This is a genomic window from Daeguia caeni (genome assembly GCF_042653845.1).
Classification (GTDB): Bacteria; Pseudomonadota; Alphaproteobacteria; order Rhizobiales; family Rhizobiaceae; genus Brucella; species Brucella caeni.
This window is the reverse complement of the sequence record NZ_JBHSEL010000031.1, coordinates 19,796-41,092: the sequence shown is the minus strand read 5'-3', so window position 1 is coordinate 41,092 and position 21,297 is coordinate 19,796. Positions and strand designations below refer to the sequence as shown.

The window sequence follows — 21,297 nt, the reverse complement described above, 5'->3', positions numbered from 1 at the left end:
CCGGCGCCTTGTTTTCCTGCCTGCAAACGAAAAGTATTCCGCGATGCGTTCAGCGTCACCCCTTGCCGTCAGTATTGGCGATCCTTCAGGTATCGGGCCAGACATTGCCCTTTCGGCCTGGCTTCATCGGCGCGAACGCAATCTGCCGCCCTTTGTCCTGCTTGCTGATCCCGCGCAACTGGCCGCGCGTGCAAGATGCCTTGGATTTGAAATCCCGCTCGCAACCGTTGAAAGGCCTGCAGAGGCAGCACCGCTTTTTGACGAAAAGCTTGCCGTCATTGCGCTCAACAATGCTCATATTGAAAGCCCCGGCACGCCCCTGCCAGATAATGCAGCTGGAGTAATCGAGGCGATCGAACGGGCCGTAGCCTATACGCTTGCCGGCGAGGCGGCTGGTGTCGTCACCTGCCCGATCGCCAAGAAACCGCTTTATGAGGCAGGCTTCAGACATCCCGGACACACCGAATTTCTGGCCGAACTGGCGAGCCAATATCTGGGACGTGAGGTCACCCCCGTCATGATGCTGGCGGGCCCGCAATTGCGCGCCGTGCCCGTAACCATTCACATTCCGCTGTCACAAGTGCCAAAGCGCCTGACCTGCAAGGAAATCGTCACCGTCTCGCGCATCACCGCACATGAATTGCGTGCCCGTTTTGGCATTGCCGCGCCACGTCTTGCCATTTCCGGCTTGAACCCGCATGCGGGCGAAGGAGGCGCGCTTGGGCAAGAGGATGACGCCATCATCCGCCCGGCGGTTGAAAGCCTCAGGCGCGAAGGTATTGACGCGCGCGGCCCCTACCCGGCCGACACCATGTTCCATGCGCAGGCACGGGCAGGTTATGATGCGGCCATCTGCATGTATCACGATCAGGCATTGATACCTGCCAAGGCGCTCGCCTTTGATGAAACGGTCAATGTCACGCTTGGTCTGCCTTTCGTGCGCACCTCACCTGACCATGGCACGGCTTTTGATATTGCAGCCAAGGGCATTGCCCGTGACGACAGCCTCGTTGCGGCGATCCGGCTGGCACAGACATTGGCGGACAACGCAGCGGCTGGCAAAGCATGAGCATTGATAATCTTCCCCCCTTGCGTGAGGTCATCGAACGGCATGATCTCATGCCCAAAAAGTCACTTGGGCAGAATTTCCTGTTCGACCTCAATCTCACGTCAAAAATCGCGCGGCAGGCCGGCAATCTGCAGGATCAGCCCGTCATCGAGGTTGGGCCCGGCCCAGGCGGCCTGACACGTGCACTGCTTGCGCAAGGCGCGCTGGTAACAGCTATTGAGCGTGATGAACGCTGCCTTGCAGCCCTTTCCGAGATCGAGGCGCATTATCCGGGACGTCTGCGTGTCATTGCCGGCGATGCACTGGAGCAGGATTTCACTGCGCTTTTCCCGGGCGAGACAAAACCACGCATTGTTGCCAATCTGCCCTATAATGTCGGAACACAGCTGCTTCTCAACTGGCTGCTGGTCGAACCATGGCCGCCCTTTTATGCCTCAATGACGCTGATGTTCCAACGTGAGGTGGCAGAACGCATCGTGGCCACGCCCAACAGCAATCATTATGGCCGGCTGGGCGTGCTTGCAGGCTGGCGCACACATTCGAGAATTGTCTTTGACGTACCGCCACAGGCCTTCACGCCGCCGCCAAAGGTCATGTCGTCCGTCGTGCATATTGTCCCGCGTGAGGATCCCCTACCCTGCGATGCCGCGGCCCTTGGTCTGGTCACGCAGGCCGCCTTCGGTCAGAGACGCAAGATGCTGCGCCAGAGCCTGAAATCCATTGGCGGCGCAGAACTGCTTGAAAAGACCAAGATTGACGGCACGCGCCGCGCCGAAACCCTGAGCGTTGCGGAATTTGTCGCCCTTGCCAATGCCTATAGGACGTAGGCCCTAAGCGCTTACGCAGCTGCCAGACCAGCCCGGCGCTGTTCTGCCAGCGCCGACCAGGTGTAGATGACCAGCCCCGTCCAGATCAGGGTAAAAGCGACAAGCTGCACCGACGAAAACGGTTCATGGAACACGAAGACAGCGCAGAGAAACAGCACGGTCGGGGTCAAATATTGCATCAACCCAAGCGTTGTATAGCGCATCAGCTTGGCCGCCCCGGCATAGAGAATAAGCGGAATGGCCGTAATCGGCCCGGCCAGAAGCAGCATAGTCACATCAAACGATGTTCCCGCGACGAAATGATCCTGCTTGCTGGAGATCAGCCAGAAAATATAGAGCATGGCCGGGAGGGCAAGAACAAGCACTTCCAGCGTAAAACCCTGCAGCGCGCCCATGGGCAGCTTCTTGCGGAAAAAGCCATAGAAGCCGAAACTGAAGGCGACAATCAGCGATACCCATGGCAGGCCACCGGCATTGATGGTCAGCACCGTCACCGCAATGCAGGCCAGCAGAATGGCAAAATATTGCACCTTGGTGAGGCGCTCGCCGAGAAACAGGCCGCCCAGCAGTGCATTGACCAGCGGATTGATGTAATAGCCAAGGGCTGCTTCCATCACCATGTCATGGGTAACCGCCCAGACATAGGTTGACCAATTGAGAATGACGAGAAAAGCCGTCAGCGTTGCCATGGCGAGAAGCCGCGGCTGGCGAAACGCTCCCACGACAGATTGCACCTGCCCGGCCGCAACCAGCAATATGAAGGCAAAGGGAACCGACCAGACAACACGGTGCGCCACGATCTCGACAGGCGAGACATGTTTCATCGCCTTCATGTAAAACAGCATGAGCGACCAGAACGCATAGGCACCCAAGGCCATAAACAGCCCACGTGAGCCATCCGCCTGGCTCTTGCCGGTCATAACGCCGTCGGTCATTCCCCACCTCTTCACTGTGCTGATCATTGCGCGCCAGCACATTCTGTTTGTGCGCAGTTCCGGACGGAAAACCGGTTCCCGTTTTCCCAGAACTGCCCTACCCCCATAAGAATGGGGCAATTTTTTGCATCTGGCCGTCAGCTATGCGCTCAACAGGGAATAAAATCCATTCAATTAAAATGATCGATCCATGAATGGCGGTGAAGTGACACCGCACAAATGCAAATGCGCCCTTGCGGGCGCATCACGGATCGCATCAGAAACCTGTCCGTTCAGGCTGCCGTTCCGAGGGCACGGTTTTTCATCAGCTTGTAATTGACCGAATCCATCAGGGCCTGGAACGACGCATCAATAATATTGTCGGACACGCCAACCGTGCGCCAGCGTGCGCCTGTCGCATCACCGGATTCGATCAGAACGCGGGTGATTGCCGCCGTGCCACCATTGAGAATGCGCACCTTGAAATCGAGCAGTTCGAGATCCTCAATCTCTGCCTGATAGCGGCCGAGATCCTTGCGCAGCGCAATATCCAGCGCATTGACCGGCCCATGGCCTTCGGCAACCGACATATAGGTCTCGCCATCCACCACCACTTTCACCACTGCTTCCGAAACGGTCTTCAACTTGCCATTGGCATCAAAGCGGCGCTCGACCAGACAGCGGAAGGATTCAACCTTGAAGAAGGCTTCCTGAGGTTCGAGAATGCTGCGCGCCAGCAGTTCAAAACTCGCATCCGCTCCCTCATAGGCATAGCCCGCCGCTTCCCTTTCCTTGACGAGCGCGATTAGCGTATCAAGGCGTCGATCATTCTTGGCGACATGGATGCCGCGCCGTTCCAGTTCAGAAATGAAATTCGACTTGCCACCCTGATCGGAAACCATAACCCGGCGGCGATTGCCCACCGTTTCAGGTGGCACATGTTCATAGGTCTGCGGCTCTTTCAGCAGCGCCGAAGCATGAATGCCAGCCTTGGTGGCAAAGGCCGAGGTGCCGGTATAGGGGGCCTGTTCGGATGGAGCGCGGTTCAGAATATCATCGAATGCACGCGAAATGCGGGTGAGCGATTTCAAAGCCTCGCGCGTGACACCGATTTCAAACCGCTCCGACCAGTAAGGCTTCAGCGACAGGGTTGCGATCAGCGACACCAAATTGGCATTACCGCAGCGCTCGCCAATGCCGTTCAGCGTGCCTTGCACCTGACGCACGCCGGCATCAATGGCTGCCAGCGACACGGCCACAGCCTGTTCGGTATCATTATGGGCGTGGATGCCCAGATTTTCGCCCGGCACAACCTTGCTGACGCTCTTCACGATCTCGGCAATTTCCGAAGGCTGCGTGCCGCCATTGGTGTCGCACAGAATGACCCAGCGCGCGCCCGCATCAAAGGCGGCCTTGGCACAGGCCAGCGCATAATCCGGATTGGCCTTGTAGCCATCGAAGAAATGTTCGCAGTCGACCAGCGCCTCACGGCCAGCATTGCGCGCTGCCGCAACAGATGTAGTGATCGATTCCAGGTTTTCTTCATTGGTGCAGCCAAGCGCCAGACGCACATGATAGTCCCAGCTTTTGGCCACGAAGCAGATGGCGTCGGACGTTGCCTGCAACAGGCTGGCAAGACCCGGATCATTGGAAGCGGAAACGCCGGCGCGCTTGGTCATGCCGAAGGCAGCAAATTTTGCCTTGTTCGTGCGGCGCTGCTGGAAAAAGGACGTATCGGTCGGATTGGCACCCGGATAGCCCCCCTCGACATAATCAACGCCGAGTTCCTCAAGCAGTTCGACAATGGCCTTCTTGTCTTCGACGGAAAAATCAATGCCGGGGGTCTGCTGCCCATCCCGAAGGGTTGTGTCGTAGAGATATATGCGTTCACGTGCCATAATGATCTGCCTGTCACTGGCTCAAGCCTTGCGGCTGGGCCAGTTTTCCGTGTCATAATCAGGGTGCTGGTAAGACACCATTGTTTTTACAAATGCGATGCTTTGCGCATCACGCTCAGTTGGATAGCCCGGAAGCGTGGAAAGCGTATCGACATAGCCAAGCTTCTTTTCAATGCCCCACTGGATCGTCGGCTGGATGTGTTCCGGCGTATCAAAGGCGCCAATCGCCAGCGCCACGCCATCAGGGGCCTCATAGGTGAGCGGTGTGCCGCAGTCGCTGCAAAACCCACGCCTTACATGATTGGACGACTGGAAACGTTTCGGCTCACCCCGCATCCAGTGCAATGTGCCCTCGGCTACCGAAACCAGCGGCGCATAGAAACTGCCAAAGGCCTTCTGGCACATGCGGCAATGACAGATCGATGCCCTGCCCAGAGCGCCTTCCACGCGAAACCGCACCGCGCCGCATTGGCAGCCTCCGGTGTAGACCGGTTTATTGTCCAGTGTCATGGCGCCCTCCTCGCCCATAACTGTCAGCCGACCACGTCCCAGGTGGTGATACGCTGACCGGTGATCGGATCCTTGCCGTCCTTCAGCTGCACACCCTCGGCCAGAAGCGCATCGCGAATACGATCCGCCTCGGCCCAGTTCTTGTCGGCAATGAAACGCAGCCGTTCGGCGATGCGTGCTTCGATTGCAGCCGCATCCACCTTGGCCCTGGCAAAGATGGGCAGATCCTGTGCCGTAATGAATTGCGGCTCATAAAGCCCCATCAGCGCCATGCCCTCGCCCAGCGCAACCGCATCGCGGTTCTTGTAAGCCTTGCGCAATTGTGTGATCGCTGCCCAGCTGTTGAGATCATCAGCCAGCGCATCGGCAACATCACCAGCATTGCCAAGCGTTTCGGGTGCAGCAAAATTGGCCTCGCGCAGCAGACCATACCAGCGATGCAGCTCATCAGCCGATTCGGCAAGACGCTGCGCCGTCCAGTTGATCGGCTCGCGATAATGGGTCTGCAACATGGAAAGACGTGCCGCCAGCCCCACCCAGCGGTCGCGTAAGTCCTTGTCGTCCCAATCGCCCAGTTGTGGCAAGCCGCCGTCCAGCACATCACGGATGGTGATGAAATTGCCGAGCGATTTTGACATCTTCTGGCCTTCCACCATCAGGAAGCCATTATGCATCCAGACATTGGCCATGCGATCCGTGCCAAGGGCGCAGCAGGACTGGGCAATCTCGTTTTCATGATGCGGGAAGACGAGGTCAATGCCGCCGCCATGAATGTCAAAGCGGTTACGTTCCGGATCATCGCATTTGAGGCCGCCACCAAATGGCTCCAGCAGCTTTGCCATCGACATGGCAGAGCATTCAATATGCCAACCGGGACGGCCCAGAACCGCAATGCCTGCCGGCGATGGCCAGCCTGGTTCGCCTTCCTTGGAAGGCTTCCACAGCACGAAATCCATTTCATCGCGCTTGTAGGAGGCAACATCCACACGCGCGCCCGCCAGCATCTCATCCAGCGAACGGCGTGCCAGCGCACCATAACGCGGGCCGTTCAGCTGGTTCATTGCCGATGGCGAAAACAGGACGTGATTTTCCGCGACATAGGCCACGCCGCGCTCAATCAGCCGTTCGATCAGAGCACGCATTTCGTCCATATGCTCGGTTGCGCGCGGCTGCACCGTGGGCGGCAGATTGCCAAGGGCAGCAACATCCTTCTGGAACTGCGCATTGGTGCTTTCCGTCACCCGGCGGATGGCTTCATTGAATGGCAGGTCAGGGTAATCACGCGCCGCGCGCGCATTGATCTTGTCATCCACATCCGTGATGTTGCGCGCATAGGTGACATGTTCGGCACCATAGACATGGCGCAGCAGGCGGAACAGTACATCGAACACGATGACGGGACGTGCATTGCCGATATGGGCAAAATCATAGACGGTCGGGCCACAGACATACATACGCACATTTTGCGCATCGATGGGGCTAAACGCCTCCTTTGTGCGGGTCAGCGTATTGTAAAGCCTTAAATGCGGCTGTTTTGCCATCCTCTAACTCCCCAAATACCATCCTTGTGCATGCACGAAAAACCGCGCCCGTCTGGCCGGGGCGTTATCATCCTGTATCGGAAAGGGGAGACGAAAACGACCGGGCCAGCAAACTGCTAGCGAATAATAATCGCACAAATACAAATGATCGTGGTCGGCGTTTTCATGAGCGCACTTATCCTCAGCCAGAGCCCCCGCGTCAAGTGCAAACCTTGATCTGGATGCTGAATCCGTCACGTTTCTGACTGTTGCACCAGGACACGGCACCGGATTAGCATTGTTTTAATCCTGATCCATAAAACTGTTTTCAGGCTTCATGCAGCCTTCATTCCGCCCAAATCGGGCAAACAATGGTGAGCAGGCATTCGGAAAGGATCAGGAAATGTCTCAAGCTCAAATCCAGCCACATGAACAAAACCTGCTTGGTCAATACCGCGAGATTGGTCCTGCTGTTCTGGTCGCAGCCCTGATGAACAGTTCGCACAAGAGCAGGAAGATCCAGATCAAGGTACCGTGCAATTCGATCCTAGCCGACAAAAAAACGGTGTAACAGGCCAAGGCCGATCAGCGTCATGACCACACCGATGATGCAGTCCAAGACACGCCACGCCGCAGGCCTGGCGAATATGGGCTGCAACAGGCGCGCACCATAGCCAAGCGAAAAAAACCAGAAAAATGATGCCGCCGCCGCGCCGACACCATAAGCGGCGCGGGACGTTCCCTCGAACTGTGCCGAAAGGCTGCCCAGCAGCAGCACAGTATCGAGATAGACATGCGGATTGAGGAAAGTAAGCGCAAGGCAGGTCAGCACTGCCGCCTTGCGGCTTGATGCCCCTTGCGCATTGGCCTGCAAGGCTTCCGGATGGAAGGCCCGGCGAAAGGCCACTGAAGCATACCAGAACAGAAAGGCAGCACCTGCCAGCGTGACAAAGGCAATCAGCCTCGGTGATTGCGCAATCAGGCTGCCAAGCCCGGCAACACCTGCTGCAATCAGCACCGCATCAGACAGGGAACAGATCAGGCAAAGAATAAAGACATGCTGACGCAAAAGGCCTTGGCGCAGGACAAATGCATTTTGCGCGCCAATGGCGATAATCAGCGACGCGCCGAGTAAAAAGCCTGAAGCTGCTGCTGAAAACACGTTCTACCCCTTGATTTATGGATGAGCTGTCCTGTGCCTGTCAGAACATGGAAAGCTGGCCATTGCCCGAATCGTCATCCGCACCCGTTTTTTTGCCGGCTTTTTTTGGGCGCGTTGCCGTCGCCGTCAAGTCCGCTGATACGGGCAACTGCACATCCGGCGATGTATTCGACACCTTGTTGACCAGATCCGATACGGGAATCGCCTCAAAAAGATCGTCCGGCGCAGGCTGCATGATGTCTGCCACCTCGCGCGGCAGATAATGTTTGCAGTCCATCCAGCGGGCATAATCTTCCGGCACCACCACAACCGGCATGCGATGATGGATCAGGCTGAGCGCCTCATTGGCGCCGGTCGTCAGAATGCCTGCCGTATCAATCTGCGAACCGTCTGCCCCGCTCCAGGTCTCCATCAGTGCGCCAAAGGCAATCACCCCGCCATGACGCGGCCGGATCCAGTAAGGCTGCGCCCTGTTGCTGCCATTGCGTCGCCATTCATAGAAACCTGATGCCGGCACCAGCACGCGACGATGGCTAAGCGCAGCCTTGAACGAATTCTTTTCGGCCGCTGTTTCCGAACGGATATTGAAAATCGGCGCACGCGCATTCGGGTCTTTCACCCATGACGGCACAAAGCCCCAGCGTACCAGATGCCCTGCCCGGTCCGGGCGATTGCTGCCCACGGGCCGCACCGTTTCGCTTGGCATAACGATGAGGATCGGCTGGGTTGGCGCAATATTGTAACGCGGCGGAAAATCATCCGGGATCAGCGCGCCAAGCGCGGCTTCCACCTCGTCACGACTGTTCTTGAGCGAAAAACGACCACACATGGCCGGCCATGTTGAGTGTTTTTCATGTGCGGTCAAGAGCAAGGATGATTGCCTTCCGGCAGCAATCGGCTCATAGCTTGTCCATGTCAACGATCCCGATCCTGCCCATACCCGAACAAATTCATGGTGTTTCCATCATCTGCCGCCGTGAAGGCCGATTTCTGCTTGTCGAACGTGGCAAGGAACCGCTGAAAGGTTATCTCGCCTTTCCTGGCGGCAGCGTCGAACCGGGCGAAACCGCAACCGAAGCAGCCCTGCGTGAATTGCTGGAAGAAACGGCTCTTACCGCACAAAGGCTTGAACATTTCATCACCCTTGATCTCGCCCGTGAGACAAGGGCCTATGCCAAAAGCTATTTTCTCTCGGTCTTTCGCGCCTTTGACATCAACGGCATTGCGCAGGCCGGCGATGATGCGGTTGCGCTCAAATGGCTGACGGTTGAGGAAATGCCCCTTTACCGCGTAACCGAGAGCACGCTCGATATTGCGCGCTCCGTTGCAGCCAGGGAAGATGGACGCAGATAGGATTTGACTTTTTGCATTACTGCCGCCCTATTCTTGACCATCGCGCATCATAAGCCAGGGAGACAAGGATTGAGACGCAAAGGGCATCGGGCAGCCGTCATCTTGCTCACGCTTGCGTTCAATGCGACGGGGCCTGCCCATGCCGAGGATGCCCCCTATGAGGGCAAGATGCTGCGTCTGGCCGAAATTCTGGGCTCGCTGCATTATTTGCACAATCTATGCGGCGAAACCGGCAATGAATGGCGCACGCGCATGGATGCCATCATTGCCGCCGAAAAGCCAGGCGAAGAGGAAAGGCAGCGCCTCGTCTCCAGCTTCAACCATGGCTATCGTGTTTTCAGCGAAAACTATGCCCGTTGTACGCCTTCCGCACAGAAGGCAATCGAGCGCTATATGCAGGAAGGCACGGCTTTGACCGGTGAAATCATCACGCGCTATGGCAATTAACCATTACAGCAATCTTGTGCGGATCAATCGCAAAGGTTTCACGCAAGTTTGAATTCATCTGTTAATATTATCTTAAAATTTCTGAACATTCGTTTTATGACAGGTGTACAGTTTGGCCTGCAGGGCGATGTTTATGGCGAAAGCCGGGATGACTTCAATGGCACATGCACCGAATGAACTCGAAGAACTGATCGCACACGAGAAGAAGCTCGTCGCAATCGAGTACCAGAATGAGGCATGGGCCGAAGGCGTGTCTGAAGGCATCGAGCCGGAAATCCTGGCGGAAGCCGCTTTCACCACGGCGCTCACCGAACTCATCGGCAATGCAGGCGAGGAATGTGCGCTGGCGCTGCTTGAAAAAATGCGCGAACAGATCGTTTCTGGCGCCTTGCTGAAATGCCGCGTCCTTCAATAAGCTGTCAGCCATAATGGCAAAAGCGCCCGCGAAAACGCAGGCGCTTGGTACAGGAATGCGAAGCGCATCCCAAAAGCGGCTGTTTTGGGAGACATGTCCTAACGAGGCAAAGCCTCGATGAATTCGACCGGCTCGCCCTGATGCGGATTGACGATTTCCGCCTCCCACATCACCTTGATACCACGCACAAAGGTGCCGATCGGCCAGCCGGTCACGGTCTTGCCATGATAAGGCGTCCAGCAAGCCTTTGACCCCGCCTGTTCATGCGTGATCGTCTCGCGACGCTTCATGTCGACGATGGTCAGATCCGCATCATATCCAACCGCGATACGGCCTTTACGCGACATGCCGAAAATGCGGTTCGGACCGTGGCTTGAAAGATCGACAAAGCGTTCCAGCGTGAGCCTTCCTGCATTCACATGATCGAGCATGATCGGCACCAGCGTCTGAACACCGGTCATGCCAGAAGGTGAAGCCGGATATGGCTTCTGCTTTTCTTCCATCGTGTGCGGCGCATGGTCGGAGCCAAGTACATCGACAATGCCCTGATTGATACCGACCCACACGCCGTCGCGGTGGCGCTTGTCGCGCACAGGCGGGTTCATCTGGATCAGATTGCCAAGTGTCCTGTAGTCATCAGCCGAAAGCGTCAGATGATGCGGCGTTGCCTCACAGGTTGCCACATCCTTGTGATTCTTCAGAAACTCGATCTCTTCTGCCGTCGAAATATGCAGCACATGGATGCGCGCGCCGGTTTCATGCGCAATACGCACCAGCCGTTCGGTGCATTGCAGGGCGGCAATTTCATCACGCCAGACCGGGTGGCTTGATGGATCGCTCTCAACGCGCAGGCCCGTGCGCTCGCGCAGACGGAATTCGTCTTCCGAATGGAAGGCGGCGCGGCGGCGCGTATTCTTCAGGATCGAGCGCACCCCCTCATCGTCTTCAACCAGCAGATCGCCGGTGGACGAGCCCATGAAAACCTTGATGCCAGCAGCCCCCGGCAGACGTTCCAGTTCCGGCACGTCCCCGGCATTGTCACGCGTGCCACCAACCCAGAAGGCAAAATCGCAATGCATGCGATGGCGGCCACGCCTGACCTTGTCTTCCAGCGCTTCGGCCGAGGTCGTGAGCGGCTTGGTGTTCGGCATTTCAAAAACCGCCGTCACACCGCCAAGCACGGCAGCGCGTGAGCCGGTTTCCAAGTCTTCCTTGTGCTCAAGCCCCGGCTCACGGAAATGCACCTGGCTATCCACCACGCCCGGCAGAATATGCAGGCCTGTGCAGTCGATCACCTCACCCGCGCTGTTTGTCCCAAGCGAACCAATGGCTGCAATGCGTCCGCCCCGGATGCCGATGTCACGCGCACCAATGCCATCATGATTGACGATGGTGGCACCTCTCAGAATCGTATCAAACGTCTCAGCCATTCTTGTCTCCTGCGGTCGTGATGGGACTTGCGAGCCTTTGCATTGCGGCTTACGTAACGATGGCGCGAAAGGCAAGGAAGAAGCGATGACGGATCAGGCCAAGACGGTAAATCTTTCCAACAGGGCACTCGTCCATATCACTGGCGAAGAGGCCGAAAAATTTCTGCAAGCCGTGATCACCACCGATCTGGGAAAACTCACGGCAGATGAAGTGAAACCCGGCGCATTGCTGACGCCACAGGGCAAGATCTTGTTTGATTTCCTGATTTCACGTATCGACAATGGTTTTCGCCTTGATCTGCCCAAGAGCATTGCCGCCGATTTCGCCAAGCGCATGATGCTTTATCGCCTGCGCGCCAAGGCCGAAATAAGCCAATTGCCAGAATCACTGATCAGCACAAGCTGGCACAGTGATTCGCCTGTGCCTGAAGGTTGTGTCCTCAAGCGCGATACGCGCTTTCCGGCGAAACTCAATGTCATGCGTATTTATGGCAAGGCGGATGGTACGGATGATCAGACCGCCTGGACGAAACTGCGTGCAAGCCATGGCATTGCGGAAGGCGAAGCCGATTATGCCTATGGCGAGGTTTTCCCGCATGACATCAATTTCGATCAGACTGGCGGGGTTGACTTCCCGAAAGGCTGTTTTGTCGGGCAGGAAGTGGTCTCTCGCATGCAGCATCGCGGCACACCAAGGCGGCGCGTTCTGGTGGCAACGGCGGAAGCGGGGCTGCCCGAAAAAGGCACAGTGATCACCGCTGGCGGCCGCGAGATCGGCACGCTTGGCAGTTCGGCCGTTGGTATCGGCATTGCCCTCGTGCGCATCGACCGCGTCAAGCAAGCGATCGACAGCAACACGCCTATCCTTGCCGGCGAGACGGCCATCACGCTCGACCTGCCGCCCAATGTGCGTTTCATTTTCCCAACCGAAGCAGCGGAAGAAAACTGATGGCCGTCGCAGATCGTTCCAATGGGACTCCACGCGCATGGCAACGCATGTTGTCGGGACGCAGGCTTGATCTGCTCGACCCCTCGCCGCTCGATATCGAGATTTCCGACATTGCGCATGGGCTTGCCCGTGTGGCACGCTGGAATGGCCAGACGATCGGTGAACATGCCTATTCGGTGGCACAGCATTCACTACTGGTAGAACAGATCTTCAACCGTATCGTGCCGGATGCCTCGCAGGAATGGCAGATGTTTGCACTGCTGCATGACGCACCCGAATATGTGATCGGCGACATGATCTCGCCGTTCAAGGCCGTGATGGGCGGCAATTACAAGCTGATCGAAACCCGGCTGGAAACTGCCATTCACCTGCGATTTTCGCTGCCCGCCTCCATGCCTGCCCGGTTGAAGTCACTGATCAAGCGCGCCGACCGCGTTGCCGCCTATTTCGAGGCAACACGGCTTGCCGGTTTTACCGAAAGCGAAGCCACCAGATATTTTGGCCGCCCGCACGGCTTTGATCCTGACGGGCTTGATCTCACTCCACGCCCGACGCAAGTTGTGCAGGCAGAGTTTCTTACGCGTTTTCAATCACTTGACCAAAGCCGCAAGGGATGAGCATGTCATCCGTCATCGTCTGCCCACAATCGCAACTGGCAGAACAGATCGTCCTGCACCGGCCAAGCCATATCGTGACGCTGACGAGCGGCGAGGTCTGTACCATCGCCGCAAATCATGCCTTTGCGCGGCTGGTTCTGGCTTTCAACGACATTACCGAACCGCGTGCCGGGCTGGTGCTGCCGGAAGTCGGTCATGTGGCGCAGCTGCTTGATTTCGTGCGCGCATGGCCGCGGCATGCGCCTTTGCTCATACATTGCCATGCAGGTGTTTCGCGCTCGCCGGCCGCAGCCTTCATTACCGCCGCAGCCCTGATGCCTGAGCAGGACGAAGCCAGGCTTGCCATGCAGCTGCGCAGGCTTTCCCCATCAGCAACCCCCAATATCCGGCTGATTGCGCTGGCAGATCAATTGCTGGCACGGCAGGGGCGGATGGAGACGGCCATTCGCACCATTGGCCGCGGCGCAGATGCCTTTGAAGGAGAGGTCTTCAGCCTGCCCATCAGGCCCTGAGGCTCCGTTCTATTGCATTGAGAAAGCCGCTTCGCGCATCAGGCGGGGGTTGAGCACGCGGCTCCCAAACATGGCGCATGAAGAAATAGCCTGTCATCCGATAGGCCTTGGCAAGCTCGTCAAAGCTTGTGGCGCGCACGGATGTATCAAGGACAAAGCCCGGCAGAGCCAAGAGCTTGTCAGCCCAGGGCGCCCCCGCCTCGCGACAAACGGCGCGGCCTGATCTGGGCGAGACATAGATGAGATCGTCCTTGCGCCCGGTTGCCGCACATTCACGCAGATCAAGCCCAAAGCCCAGCTCTTCCAGCATCATCACTTCAAAGCGCAAGAGCAATTCGCCCGCAGCAAGCGGATCATCAAAATGATCGATGATGAGACGCAGCGTTTCATATAGCCCGCGATGCACATCGCGTTCGGGCAAAAGGCGCAGATGAGCGGCGGCAAGCTGGATGCCATAAAGCGCAACCGGCATTTCAATCAGGCGCGCCGCGGCAAAACCCAATGGCTCAATGGTGAAACTGCCAAGATGTTCATCCAGCCGCGCCCACCATGTCAGATCCACATGATTTCCCGGCTGCAACAGAGGCTGCATGCGGCGTGATCGCCCGCCGCGCACCATGCCGAGATGGCGGCCATGCGCACGGGTCATCACCTCGACAATCACGCTTGTTTCGCCATGGCGGCGCGTTCCGAGAATTATACCTTCATCACGCCATTCCATGGCAATCAGCTGTCGCCTCAGATCGGAAAATCAAGCCCCATTTCGCGGTAGCGTTCCGGGTCATTGCCCCAGTTTTCGCGCACCTTCACAAACAGGAACAGATGCACCGGCTGTTCCAGAATTTCGGAAATTTCCTTGCGCGCGGCCTGGCCGATGGCCTTGATCGTCTCGCCCTTATGGCCAAGCACGATCTTTTTCTGGCTGTCGCGCTCGACATAGATCACCTGCTCAATGCGCACCGAGCCGTCCTTGCGCTCTTCCCAGCGCTCGGTCTCGATGGTCGAGGCATAAGGCAGTTCCTCATGCAGGCGCAGATAGAGTTTCTCGCGGGTAATTTCAGCGGCGAGCTGGCGCATCGGCATGTCGGAAATCTGGTCTTCCGGATAATACCACGGGCCTTGCGGTACATTTTCAGCGAGATATTTCGCCAGATCCTTGCAGCCAGAACCGGTCAGTGCCGAAACCATGAATGTCTGATCAAAGGCTGCCAGCTCATTGGCTCTTTGTGCCAGTTTCAAAAGCCTTGGCGGATCAACCCGATCAACCTTGTTGAGCACCAGAACCTTTTTCTGGCGCGCTTGCTTCACATTTTCAAGCAAGGCTTCGGCATTGTCATTCAGCCCAACCTGCGCATCAATCAGCACGAGAATGATGTCGGCATCCTTCGCGCCTCCCCAGGCCGTAGTAACCATGGCACGGTCAAGCCGGCGTTTCGGGCGGAAAATACCGGGCGTGTCTACCAGAACGATCTGCGCCGGGCCTTCGATGAAAATACCGCGCACCAGCGCACGCGTCGTCTGCACCTTATGGGTGACGATCGAAACCTTGGTGCCGACAAGCTGATTGACCAGCGTGGACTTGCCCGCATTGGGCGCGCCAATCAGGGCGACAAAGCCAGAGCGTGTGGCCATATTCTGCTGCTCGCCTTCCTGCGGCAATGTCGGGTTTGTCATGCTCGATCCTTTTTGGCATGCATGTATAGCATATCGTTTTCGCAATTCCGGACAGAAAGCCGGTACCCATTTTTCCTGAAACTGCGCTCGGACGACGTTTCTGCCTCAACAGCGAAGCTGCATCATTCGGGCAATCATAACAGGACTGTCTTGAAAGACACGGCGATGCCTCGCGCCCAGTTACGCGGCACCAGCACGTTTCCACACCGCCTCGCGATAGAGCAAGGCTTCCGCCGCTGCCTGTTCGGCAATACGCTTTGAGCGTCCGACCCCCGTTTCCGGCGCAAGCCCCGGCACCGTCACTTCTACCGTAAAGACGGGATCGTGATCAGGGCCAACGCGGCTGACAATGGCATAGGTCGGGTGCACATTGCCGCGCTGATGCGCCCATTCCTGCAACTCGGTCTTGGCATCGCGTCTGGCAGCCCCCGTCACCAGCGAACGCTCTTTCCAGTATTTATGCACGAATGGTCGCACTGCTTCCAGGCCGCCATCGAGATAGATCGTGGCAATCAGCGCCTCGACCACATCAGCACGCACATTCAACAGCCGCTTGTCATTGAGGCTCTTGATGTCGGCTCCAGTACGAATGAATTTGGCAAGGCCAATCTCATCGGCAATCGCAGCACAGGTCTCGGCATTGACCAGCGCATTCAGGCGCACCGAAAGTTCGCCTTCTGTCGCTTCCGGGAAGGTTTGAAACAGCATTTCGGCAACCAGAAGCCCCAGAACCCGGTCGCCCAGAAATTCCAGCCGCTCATAATTGGCGCCATGCGGCACCTGGACGCTCGAATGGGTGAGCGCCTGCTCCAGGCGCTTCAGATTCAGAAAGCGATGGCCGGTGCGCTCTTCCAGCACCGACGCGGCTGATTTCATCATGGTCATTTCAGTTTCCGGTGACTGCCGTATGCGGCGTTCCATTCACCCAGGTAAACAGACGGCTGAAGCGCATATCAGTCGGCCATTTCCAAATTTCCAACGGACTTGCCTTGTCGGCAATCGAGAAGAAAATGATATTAGCGCGGCCAACAAGATTTTCAAATGGGACATAGCCAACCGAAAAGCGGCTATCGAGTGAATTATCGCGATTGTCACCCATCATGAAATAATGCCCTTCCGGCACCTCAAACACGCGGGTGTTGTCGCCAAATGAATTCGGCGTCAGATCAAGCGTGTCATAGCTCACGCCATTGGGCAGGGTTTCGCGATAGACCTCGACCGGGCGGTTCACTTCGGTCACATCCGGATTGTCGATCGTGCCAATCAGTTCACGCTTGACCGGCGTGTCATTGATGTAAAGCACGCCGTCACGCATCTGGATCCTGTCGCCCGGCAGACCGATCACGCGCTTGATGTAATCCACCGACGGGTCGCTCGGCAGCTTGAAGACGACCACATCGCCGCGCTTCGGCTCGGCGCTCCAGATGCGGCCATTGAACAGATCAAGGCCGAAGGGCAGCGAATAGCGCGAATAGCCATAGGCATATTTGGACACAAAGAGATAATCGCCTTCAAGCAGGGTCGGACGCATCGACCCCGACGGAATGCTGAAAGGCTGAAACAGGAATGTGCGAATGATCAGCGCAAGCAACAGGGCCTGAACAATAACGCTGATAGTCTCCCACAGGCCGCCGGATTTTTTGCTACCGCTCTTGCTGGACACGCTCATTCTTTCTCCGCTTGCTATTGATGCGCTGTTCTACTGGCTAAAATGCGCCGAAGCAATCAGCACAACGGCCGGGTGTGGATCACGATCCGCAGGTTTTCCAGTCCCTTGCACGGCTTCAGGTTCATTGATCCGTCTCCGGCAGTGCTTCGATGATCACAAAGGCCTTTGCCAAAGGAAAATCATCAGTAATTGTCAGATGTATGGCAGGACGCGTGCCTTCTGGCAACAAACGCTTCAGATGTTCGGCCGCGCCACCTGTCAACTCCATGGTCGGCTTGCCGGAAGGCGTGTTGACAACCCCCATGTCGCGCCAGAAAACCCCTTGCGCAATGCCCGTTCCCAACGCCTTGGCACAGGCTTCCTTGGCAGCAAACCGCTTGGCATAGGATGCCGCGCGCTGTTTGCGCCCTTCGGATTTTTTCTGTTCAATCTCGGTAAAAACACGATCGCAAAAGCGCTGGCCATGTCTTTCCAGCGCCTGTTCAATCCGGCGAATATCAATGAGATCCGAGCCAATGCCGATGATCATGAAGCCGCCTTCCTGCCTGCCATCTGACGCACCTTCATCCGAACAACGCGGCGGCGGCGCATGGAGGCCACGAAATAGAATGTCGTGAAATAGGTCAAAACTGCAAAGCCAGCCCCCAGCACCAGCGACCCCAACAGCATGGGCTTGATCAGCGGGCCCCAGATTTCACTGAAATGCATGGTCTCCAGTGCAGCCCCAAGCCGCAGCGGCGGCTCCTTGCCGAACTCACCACGCAGGAAAAACCGGCCGATCTCAAAGGTACTACCCCAGATGAAAGGCAAGGTCAGCGGATTGGCCACGGCAGTGCCAAGCGCGGCAGCAGCGACATTGCCAGCCAGAAAATAGGCAAGCACGACCGCAATGATCAGATGAAATCCAAAGAAGGGCGTGAAAGCGGCAAATATGCCAATCGCAAGCCCCATAGCAATCGCATGCGGGGATGCGGAAATGCGCAGAATCCTTTTGCTGCCGTATTTCAACGAGCGGGAAAAGGACCGGCGCGGCCACAGCATGACCCGAAGGCGCTCCATGGGCGTCGGGGGATTTCGGCGTTTAAACAACATGCGCTTCTATTACTGCTCAAAACACACAGAAACAATTCCAATTACATTCAATATTTCTTTCGGATTATATGCGTGCAGTTGCAATCGGGCGTGACGGGTGGCTCGAACTGATTGGCTGACTTATGTTTATTGTAAACAATGCAATCATAATTTGCAATTTCGCGCCACAATTACATCAGATTGCAAAAACAATCCCCGAGTGCGCATAATTACGGCTTTTGCAGACCGGAGTGATGAATTTCGCGTGATCAAGGCGCAATAGATCGATTTAGTTCGGCACAAACGGCACGGTTTTGCCGCAAACCAGTTGCCAGCCCCCTGAAGTTCGCTAATTTGCAGCATGCCAAAGCGATGACGCCGACAATTGCGCCCCGTGATGGCAATCTGGTGGACATTGGAGTTACACAATGCGTGTAAACGCTGCAGAGCAGCCGACCAAGAGCGGCGAAAATACGGTCGTTGCCGTTATCCTGGCCACAAGCGTGGCCCATTTTCTTAATGACATGATGCAATCGCTCCTGCCGGCGATCTATCCCATGCTGAAGGCCAATTACAGCCTCGATTTCTGGCAGATCGGCCTGCTGACCTTCACCTTTCAGGTCACGGCCTCAATCCTGCAGCCGATTGTCGGCATCTATACCGACAAGCGTCCAATGCCCTATTCACTGCCCTTTGGCATGTGCTGCACGCTGATCGGGCTGATTCTGCTGGCAACCGCGCACAGCTATCCCTTTCTGTTGATGGGAGCTGCCTTTGTCGGCTTTGGCTCGTCGGTCTTCCATCCGGAGGCTGCCCGTGTGGCACGCATGGCATCTGGCGGGCGGCATGGCTTTGCACAATCGCTGTTTCAGGTGGGCGGCAATTTCGGCTCATCCATCGGGCCATTGCTGGCAGCTTTCGTTGTCCTGCCCTTCGGCCAGATCAGCGTTTCATGGTTTTCCATCGCAGCCCTGATGGGCATTGTCCTGCTCTGGTTTGTCGGCAACTGGTACAGCCGCTACCGCAAGGCCAATGTCCGAAAGGCGCAAGCGGACAAGACATTGCCGGTCTCCAGACGCACCGCCATGATTTCGCTGGTGGTTCTGGCGCTGCTGATCTTCACGAAGTATGTCTATCTCGCCAGCCTGACCAGCTATTACACCTTCTACACCATGCACCGCTTTGGCGTCTCCATGCAGACTGCGCAATTATTGCTGTTCCTGTTCCTGAGTGCCGTTGCGGCGGGCACCATCTTTGGCGGGCCGATTGGCGACCGAATTGGCGCGCGCAAGGTGATCTGGGTATCGATCCTGGGGATCCTGCCCTTCACGTTGGTGCTGCCCTATGCCAATCTCTATCTTACCGCTGTTCTGACCGTGATCATTGGCTTTATTCTGGCTTCCGCCTTCCCGGCCATCATCGTCTATGCGCAGGAATTGCTGCCCGGCCGTGTTGGCATGGTGTCGGGCCTGTTCTTTGGCCTTGCCTTCGGCATTGCCGGTATTGCGGCCGCAGTTCTTGGCATTGTCGCCGACCGCAAGGGCATCGATTTCGTTTACTGGTTCTGCTCCTTCATGCCGACACTGGGCCTGCTCACCATTTTCCTGCCCAAGCTGGAACAGCGCAAAAAGGCCTGACCGATCAGGACGAGCCTGAAAAACATGGAGCGCCGCTCATCCCCCAACAAGCGGCGCTCCCATGCCACTGACCCATTGACGGCCCGGTGCAGCGGCAATTCCCAATTTTCATGCCCGGACAAGCCGTTCCGGGCTGCGTTGCTGCGATCAGACGGCGCAGCTGAAAGCCTGAACATTCTCCTTGCGGAACTCGTCGAAAGCAGCCGCGACGAGACGAATCAACGGCTTGCCATCTTCGGTTGCGCGAATGATGCCGTTTTTCACCTCGACCACCCCATCAGCGACCAGGGGACGCAAGAGCGCCAGTTCGTCAGAAAATTCCATGTCAGGCGCGACTTCATTCAGATCGACAGCGAAATTGCACATGAGCGCGGTGATGATCCTGGCGCGGATACGGTCGGAATCGCGCAGCGTATAGCCGCGCACAGTCGCAAGATCGCCCGATTCCACCCGTTTGCGGTACTGGCCGACATCCGCAATATTCTGGACATAGCCGCCATGAAACTGGGAAATCGATGATGGGCCAAAGCCGATCAGTGTTTCGCAGGTGTCATCGGTGTAGCCTTGGAAATTACGGTTCAGCGTGCCGGAGCGTGCGGCAATGGCAAGGGAATCATCCGGCAAGGCATAATGGTCGATGCCGACCGGCTGATAGCCATAGGACCTGAAACAGTCCGCCACTGTCTGCGCCTGCACGAAACGCTCATCCGCATCCGGCAGCAGGCTTGCATCGACCAGACGCTGATTGGAGCGGCGCTGCGGCAGATGGGCATAGCCATAACAGGCAACCCGGTCAGGTTTGAGGCTGGCCACCTTTTCACAGGTTGAACGGATGGTCTCGACCGTCTGATAGGGCAGACCGTAGATCAGATCGAAGTTGATCCTGCTGATACCAACCTCGCGCAGCAGGTCTGTCGCGCGCCTGACTGTTTCAAAAGGCTGAATGCGGCCAATGGCTTTCTGTACCTTTTCATCAATATCCTGCACACCGAGGCTGGCGCGATTGACGCCGATATGTGCCAAGGTCTGCACAAGCTGCGGCGTAACCGTACGCGGATCAAGCTCGATTGCATGCTCCATCGCCGGGTCGAATTCAAAGGCAAGCTGCAAGGCCGTGACCACAGCCTTGAACTGTTTTTCGCTCAGAATGGAGGGCGTACCGCCACCCCAATGCAGGTGGACGACCTTCGGACGCGCACTCAGGGCAGCACCTACCGTATCGATTTCACTTAGCAGCGCCGCCACATAATTGGCGATCACATCCTCACGGATGGCCATCTTGGCATGGCAACCGCAATAATGGCAGATCTCGCGACAATAAGGGACATGAATATAAAGCGAGACATGCTCAGCCGGCCCGATCTGACGCAGCCAGCGGCGCATCGTATCCGGTGTTTGCGTGGTAAAGTCTGCAGCAGTCGGAAACGACGTATAGCGAGGAACCGCCAGCGCCGCATAGCGTCTTAGAACGTCGTCACGCATATCGCATAATCTCCGCCTGCCTTGCGTTACAGAGCCCCTTCCCCTTGAGGGCCAACTCGCTTCAGCAGAACGCTCCGACGGCCTTGCACGCATGGCTGGGCCAGCTCACATGCATAAGCCGTAAATTGTGTCCCCTGCTCA

General features: G+C 57.0%; 23 protein-coding genes. 9 read left to right on the top strand and 14 right to left on the bottom strand.

From position 1 onward, the window contains the following. The first annotated feature begins 43 nt into the window (after nucleotides 1-43). Nucleotides 44-1,069 (top strand): 4-hydroxythreonine-4-phosphate dehydrogenase PdxA, encoded by a 1,026-nt coding sequence (gene pdxA / locus ACFO1V_RS02750; RefSeq protein WP_374832311.1) that lies wholly within the window; start codon nucleotides 44-46, stop codon nucleotides 1,067-1,069. Continuing rightward, nucleotides 1,066-1,896 carry a 16S rRNA (adenine(1518)-N(6)/adenine(1519)-N(6))-dimethyltransferase RsmA gene (gene rsmA / locus ACFO1V_RS02745; protein ID WP_374832309.1) on the top strand — a complete coding sequence of 277 codons (831 nt, stop codon included), beginning with the start codon at nucleotides 1,066-1,068 and terminating at the stop codon, nucleotides 1,894-1,896. Before pdxA ends, rsmA begins: the two co-directional genes overlap by 4 nt. An 11-nt stretch (nucleotides 1,897-1,907) precedes the next feature. Here the strand turns inward: rsmA and rarD are convergent, their stop codons facing one another. The 6 genes from rarD to ACFO1V_RS02715 form a co-directional block, all read right to left on the bottom strand. Further along, on the bottom strand, nucleotides 1,908-2,831 hold the full coding sequence (rarD, locus tag ACFO1V_RS02740; protein WP_374832307.1) for an EamA family transporter RarD: 924 nt from the start codon (nucleotides 2,829-2,831) through the stop codon (nucleotides 1,908-1,910). Between the two features lie 272 nt (nucleotides 2,832-3,103). Beyond that, entirely contained in the window at nucleotides 3,104-4,708 is a 1,605-nt protein-coding gene (gene cimA / locus ACFO1V_RS02735; protein WP_374832305.1) for a citramalate synthase, read from the bottom strand. Between the two features lie 21 nt (nucleotides 4,709-4,729). Then, nucleotides 4,730-5,218, bottom strand: a complete 489-nt coding sequence (locus tag ACFO1V_RS02730; protein ID WP_374832303.1) for a GFA family protein — start codon at nucleotides 5,216-5,218, stop codon at nucleotides 4,730-4,732. 23 nt (nucleotides 5,219-5,241) lie between these two features. After that, the gene (cysS, locus tag ACFO1V_RS02725) at nucleotides 5,242-6,759 is read right to left on the bottom strand and encodes a cysteine--tRNA ligase (protein WP_374832301.1); all 1,518 of its coding nucleotides are present in this window, start codon (nucleotides 6,757-6,759) and stop codon (nucleotides 5,242-5,244) included. A gap of 526 nt (nucleotides 6,760-7,285) precedes the next feature. Continuing rightward, complete coding sequence (locus ACFO1V_RS02720; protein WP_374832299.1) at nucleotides 7,286-7,900, bottom strand: LysE/ArgO family amino acid transporter; 615 nt, start codon at nucleotides 7,898-7,900, stop codon at nucleotides 7,286-7,288. A 40-nt stretch (nucleotides 7,901-7,940) separates the two neighbouring features. Next, a complete protein-coding gene (locus ACFO1V_RS02715; RefSeq protein ID WP_374832383.1) occupies nucleotides 7,941-8,729 on the bottom strand; it encodes an SOS response-associated peptidase in 789 nt (262 codons plus the stop codon). Nucleotides 8,730-8,812: 83 nt separating this feature from the next. Here ACFO1V_RS02715 and ACFO1V_RS02710 point away from each other — a divergent pair, with 83 nt between their 5' ends. From ACFO1V_RS02710 to ACFO1V_RS02700, 3 genes are all read left to right on the top strand, one after another. Then, a complete protein-coding gene (locus ACFO1V_RS02710; protein WP_374832381.1) occupies nucleotides 8,813-9,253 on the top strand; it encodes an NUDIX hydrolase in 441 nt (146 codons plus the stop codon). 99 nt (nucleotides 9,254-9,352) lie between these two features. After that, nucleotides 9,353-9,700: a TIGR02301 family protein gene (locus ACFO1V_RS02705; protein WP_374832379.1), complete on the top strand. Its 348-nt coding sequence runs from the start codon at nucleotides 9,353-9,355 to the stop codon at nucleotides 9,698-9,700. A 157-nt stretch (nucleotides 9,701-9,857) separates the two neighbouring features. After that, a complete protein-coding gene (locus ACFO1V_RS02700; RefSeq protein WP_374832297.1) occupies nucleotides 9,858-10,115 on the top strand; it encodes a hypothetical protein in 258 nt (85 codons plus the stop codon). Nucleotides 10,116-10,213: 98 nt separating this feature from the next. On the opposite strand, the gene ACFO1V_RS02695 is transcribed toward ACFO1V_RS02700, so the two are convergent. Further along, nucleotides 10,214-11,545, bottom strand: coding sequence for a dihydroorotase (locus tag ACFO1V_RS02695; protein ID WP_374832295.1), 1,332 nt, complete (start codon nucleotides 11,543-11,545; stop codon nucleotides 10,214-10,216). Between the two features lie 85 nt (nucleotides 11,546-11,630). Between ACFO1V_RS02695 and ygfZ the strand changes: the two genes are divergently transcribed. From ygfZ to ACFO1V_RS02680, 3 genes are read left to right on the top strand one after another with little or no spacing between them, the layout of a single operon-like run. Continuing rightward, nucleotides 11,631-12,494, top strand: a complete 864-nt coding sequence (ygfZ, locus tag ACFO1V_RS02690) for a CAF17-like 4Fe-4S cluster assembly/insertion protein YgfZ (protein ID WP_374832293.1) — start codon at nucleotides 11,631-11,633, stop codon at nucleotides 12,492-12,494. Further along, nucleotides 12,494-13,111 (top strand): YfbR-like 5'-deoxynucleotidase, encoded by a 618-nt coding sequence (locus ACFO1V_RS02685; RefSeq protein ID WP_374832291.1) that lies wholly within the window; start codon nucleotides 12,494-12,496, stop codon nucleotides 13,109-13,111. Before ygfZ ends, ACFO1V_RS02685 begins: the two co-directional genes overlap by 1 nt. Nucleotides 13,112-13,113: 2 nt before the next feature. Next, nucleotides 13,114-13,623, top strand: coding sequence for a tyrosine phosphatase family protein (locus ACFO1V_RS02680; RefSeq protein ID WP_374832289.1), 510 nt, complete (start codon nucleotides 13,114-13,116; stop codon nucleotides 13,621-13,623). Here ACFO1V_RS02680 and recO read toward each other — a convergent pair. The 6 genes from recO to ACFO1V_RS02650 all read right to left on the bottom strand — a co-directional run bounded on the left by recO (nucleotide 13,613) and on the right by ACFO1V_RS02650 (nucleotide 18,058). Then, nucleotides 13,613-14,344, bottom strand: a complete 732-nt coding sequence (gene recO / locus ACFO1V_RS02675; protein WP_374832287.1) for a DNA repair protein RecO — start codon at nucleotides 14,342-14,344, stop codon at nucleotides 13,613-13,615. The genes ACFO1V_RS02680 and recO overlap by 11 nt on opposite strands. Nucleotides 14,345-14,361: 17 nt before the next feature. Then, nucleotides 14,362-15,297, bottom strand: coding sequence for a GTPase Era (gene era / locus ACFO1V_RS02670; RefSeq protein WP_374832285.1), 936 nt, complete (start codon nucleotides 15,295-15,297; stop codon nucleotides 14,362-14,364). Nucleotides 15,298-15,477: 180 nt separating this feature from the next. After that, nucleotides 15,478-16,182: a ribonuclease III gene (gene rnc, locus ACFO1V_RS02665; protein ID WP_374832283.1), complete on the bottom strand. Its 705-nt coding sequence runs from the start codon at nucleotides 16,180-16,182 to the stop codon at nucleotides 15,478-15,480. A gap of 1 nt (nucleotide 16,183) precedes the next feature. Next, nucleotides 16,184-16,966, bottom strand: coding sequence for a signal peptidase I (lepB, locus tag ACFO1V_RS02660; protein WP_374832281.1), 783 nt, complete (start codon nucleotides 16,964-16,966; stop codon nucleotides 16,184-16,186). Nucleotides 16,967-17,087: 121 nt separating this feature from the next. Then, nucleotides 17,088-17,495: a holo-ACP synthase gene (gene acpS / locus ACFO1V_RS02655; protein ID WP_374832279.1), complete on the bottom strand. Its 408-nt coding sequence runs from the start codon at nucleotides 17,493-17,495 to the stop codon at nucleotides 17,088-17,090. Next, nucleotides 17,492-18,058 (bottom strand): DUF2062 domain-containing protein, encoded by a 567-nt coding sequence (locus ACFO1V_RS02650; protein ID WP_374832277.1) that lies wholly within the window; start codon nucleotides 18,056-18,058, stop codon nucleotides 17,492-17,494. The genes acpS and ACFO1V_RS02650 overlap by 4 nt, the downstream gene beginning before the upstream one ends. A 407-nt stretch (nucleotides 18,059-18,465) precedes the next feature. Here ACFO1V_RS02650 and ACFO1V_RS02645 point away from each other — a divergent pair, with 407 nt between their 5' ends. Continuing rightward, entirely contained in the window at nucleotides 18,466-19,674 is a 1,209-nt protein-coding gene (locus ACFO1V_RS02645) for an MFS transporter (RefSeq protein WP_374832275.1), read from the top strand. A 147-nt stretch (nucleotides 19,675-19,821) separates the two neighbouring features. On the opposite strand, the gene hemN is transcribed toward ACFO1V_RS02645, so the two are convergent. Then, nucleotides 19,822-21,156: an oxygen-independent coproporphyrinogen III oxidase gene (gene hemN, locus ACFO1V_RS02640; RefSeq protein ID WP_374832273.1), complete on the bottom strand. Its 1,335-nt coding sequence runs from the start codon at nucleotides 21,154-21,156 to the stop codon at nucleotides 19,822-19,824. Between the last annotated feature and the right edge of the window lie 141 nt (nucleotides 21,157-21,297).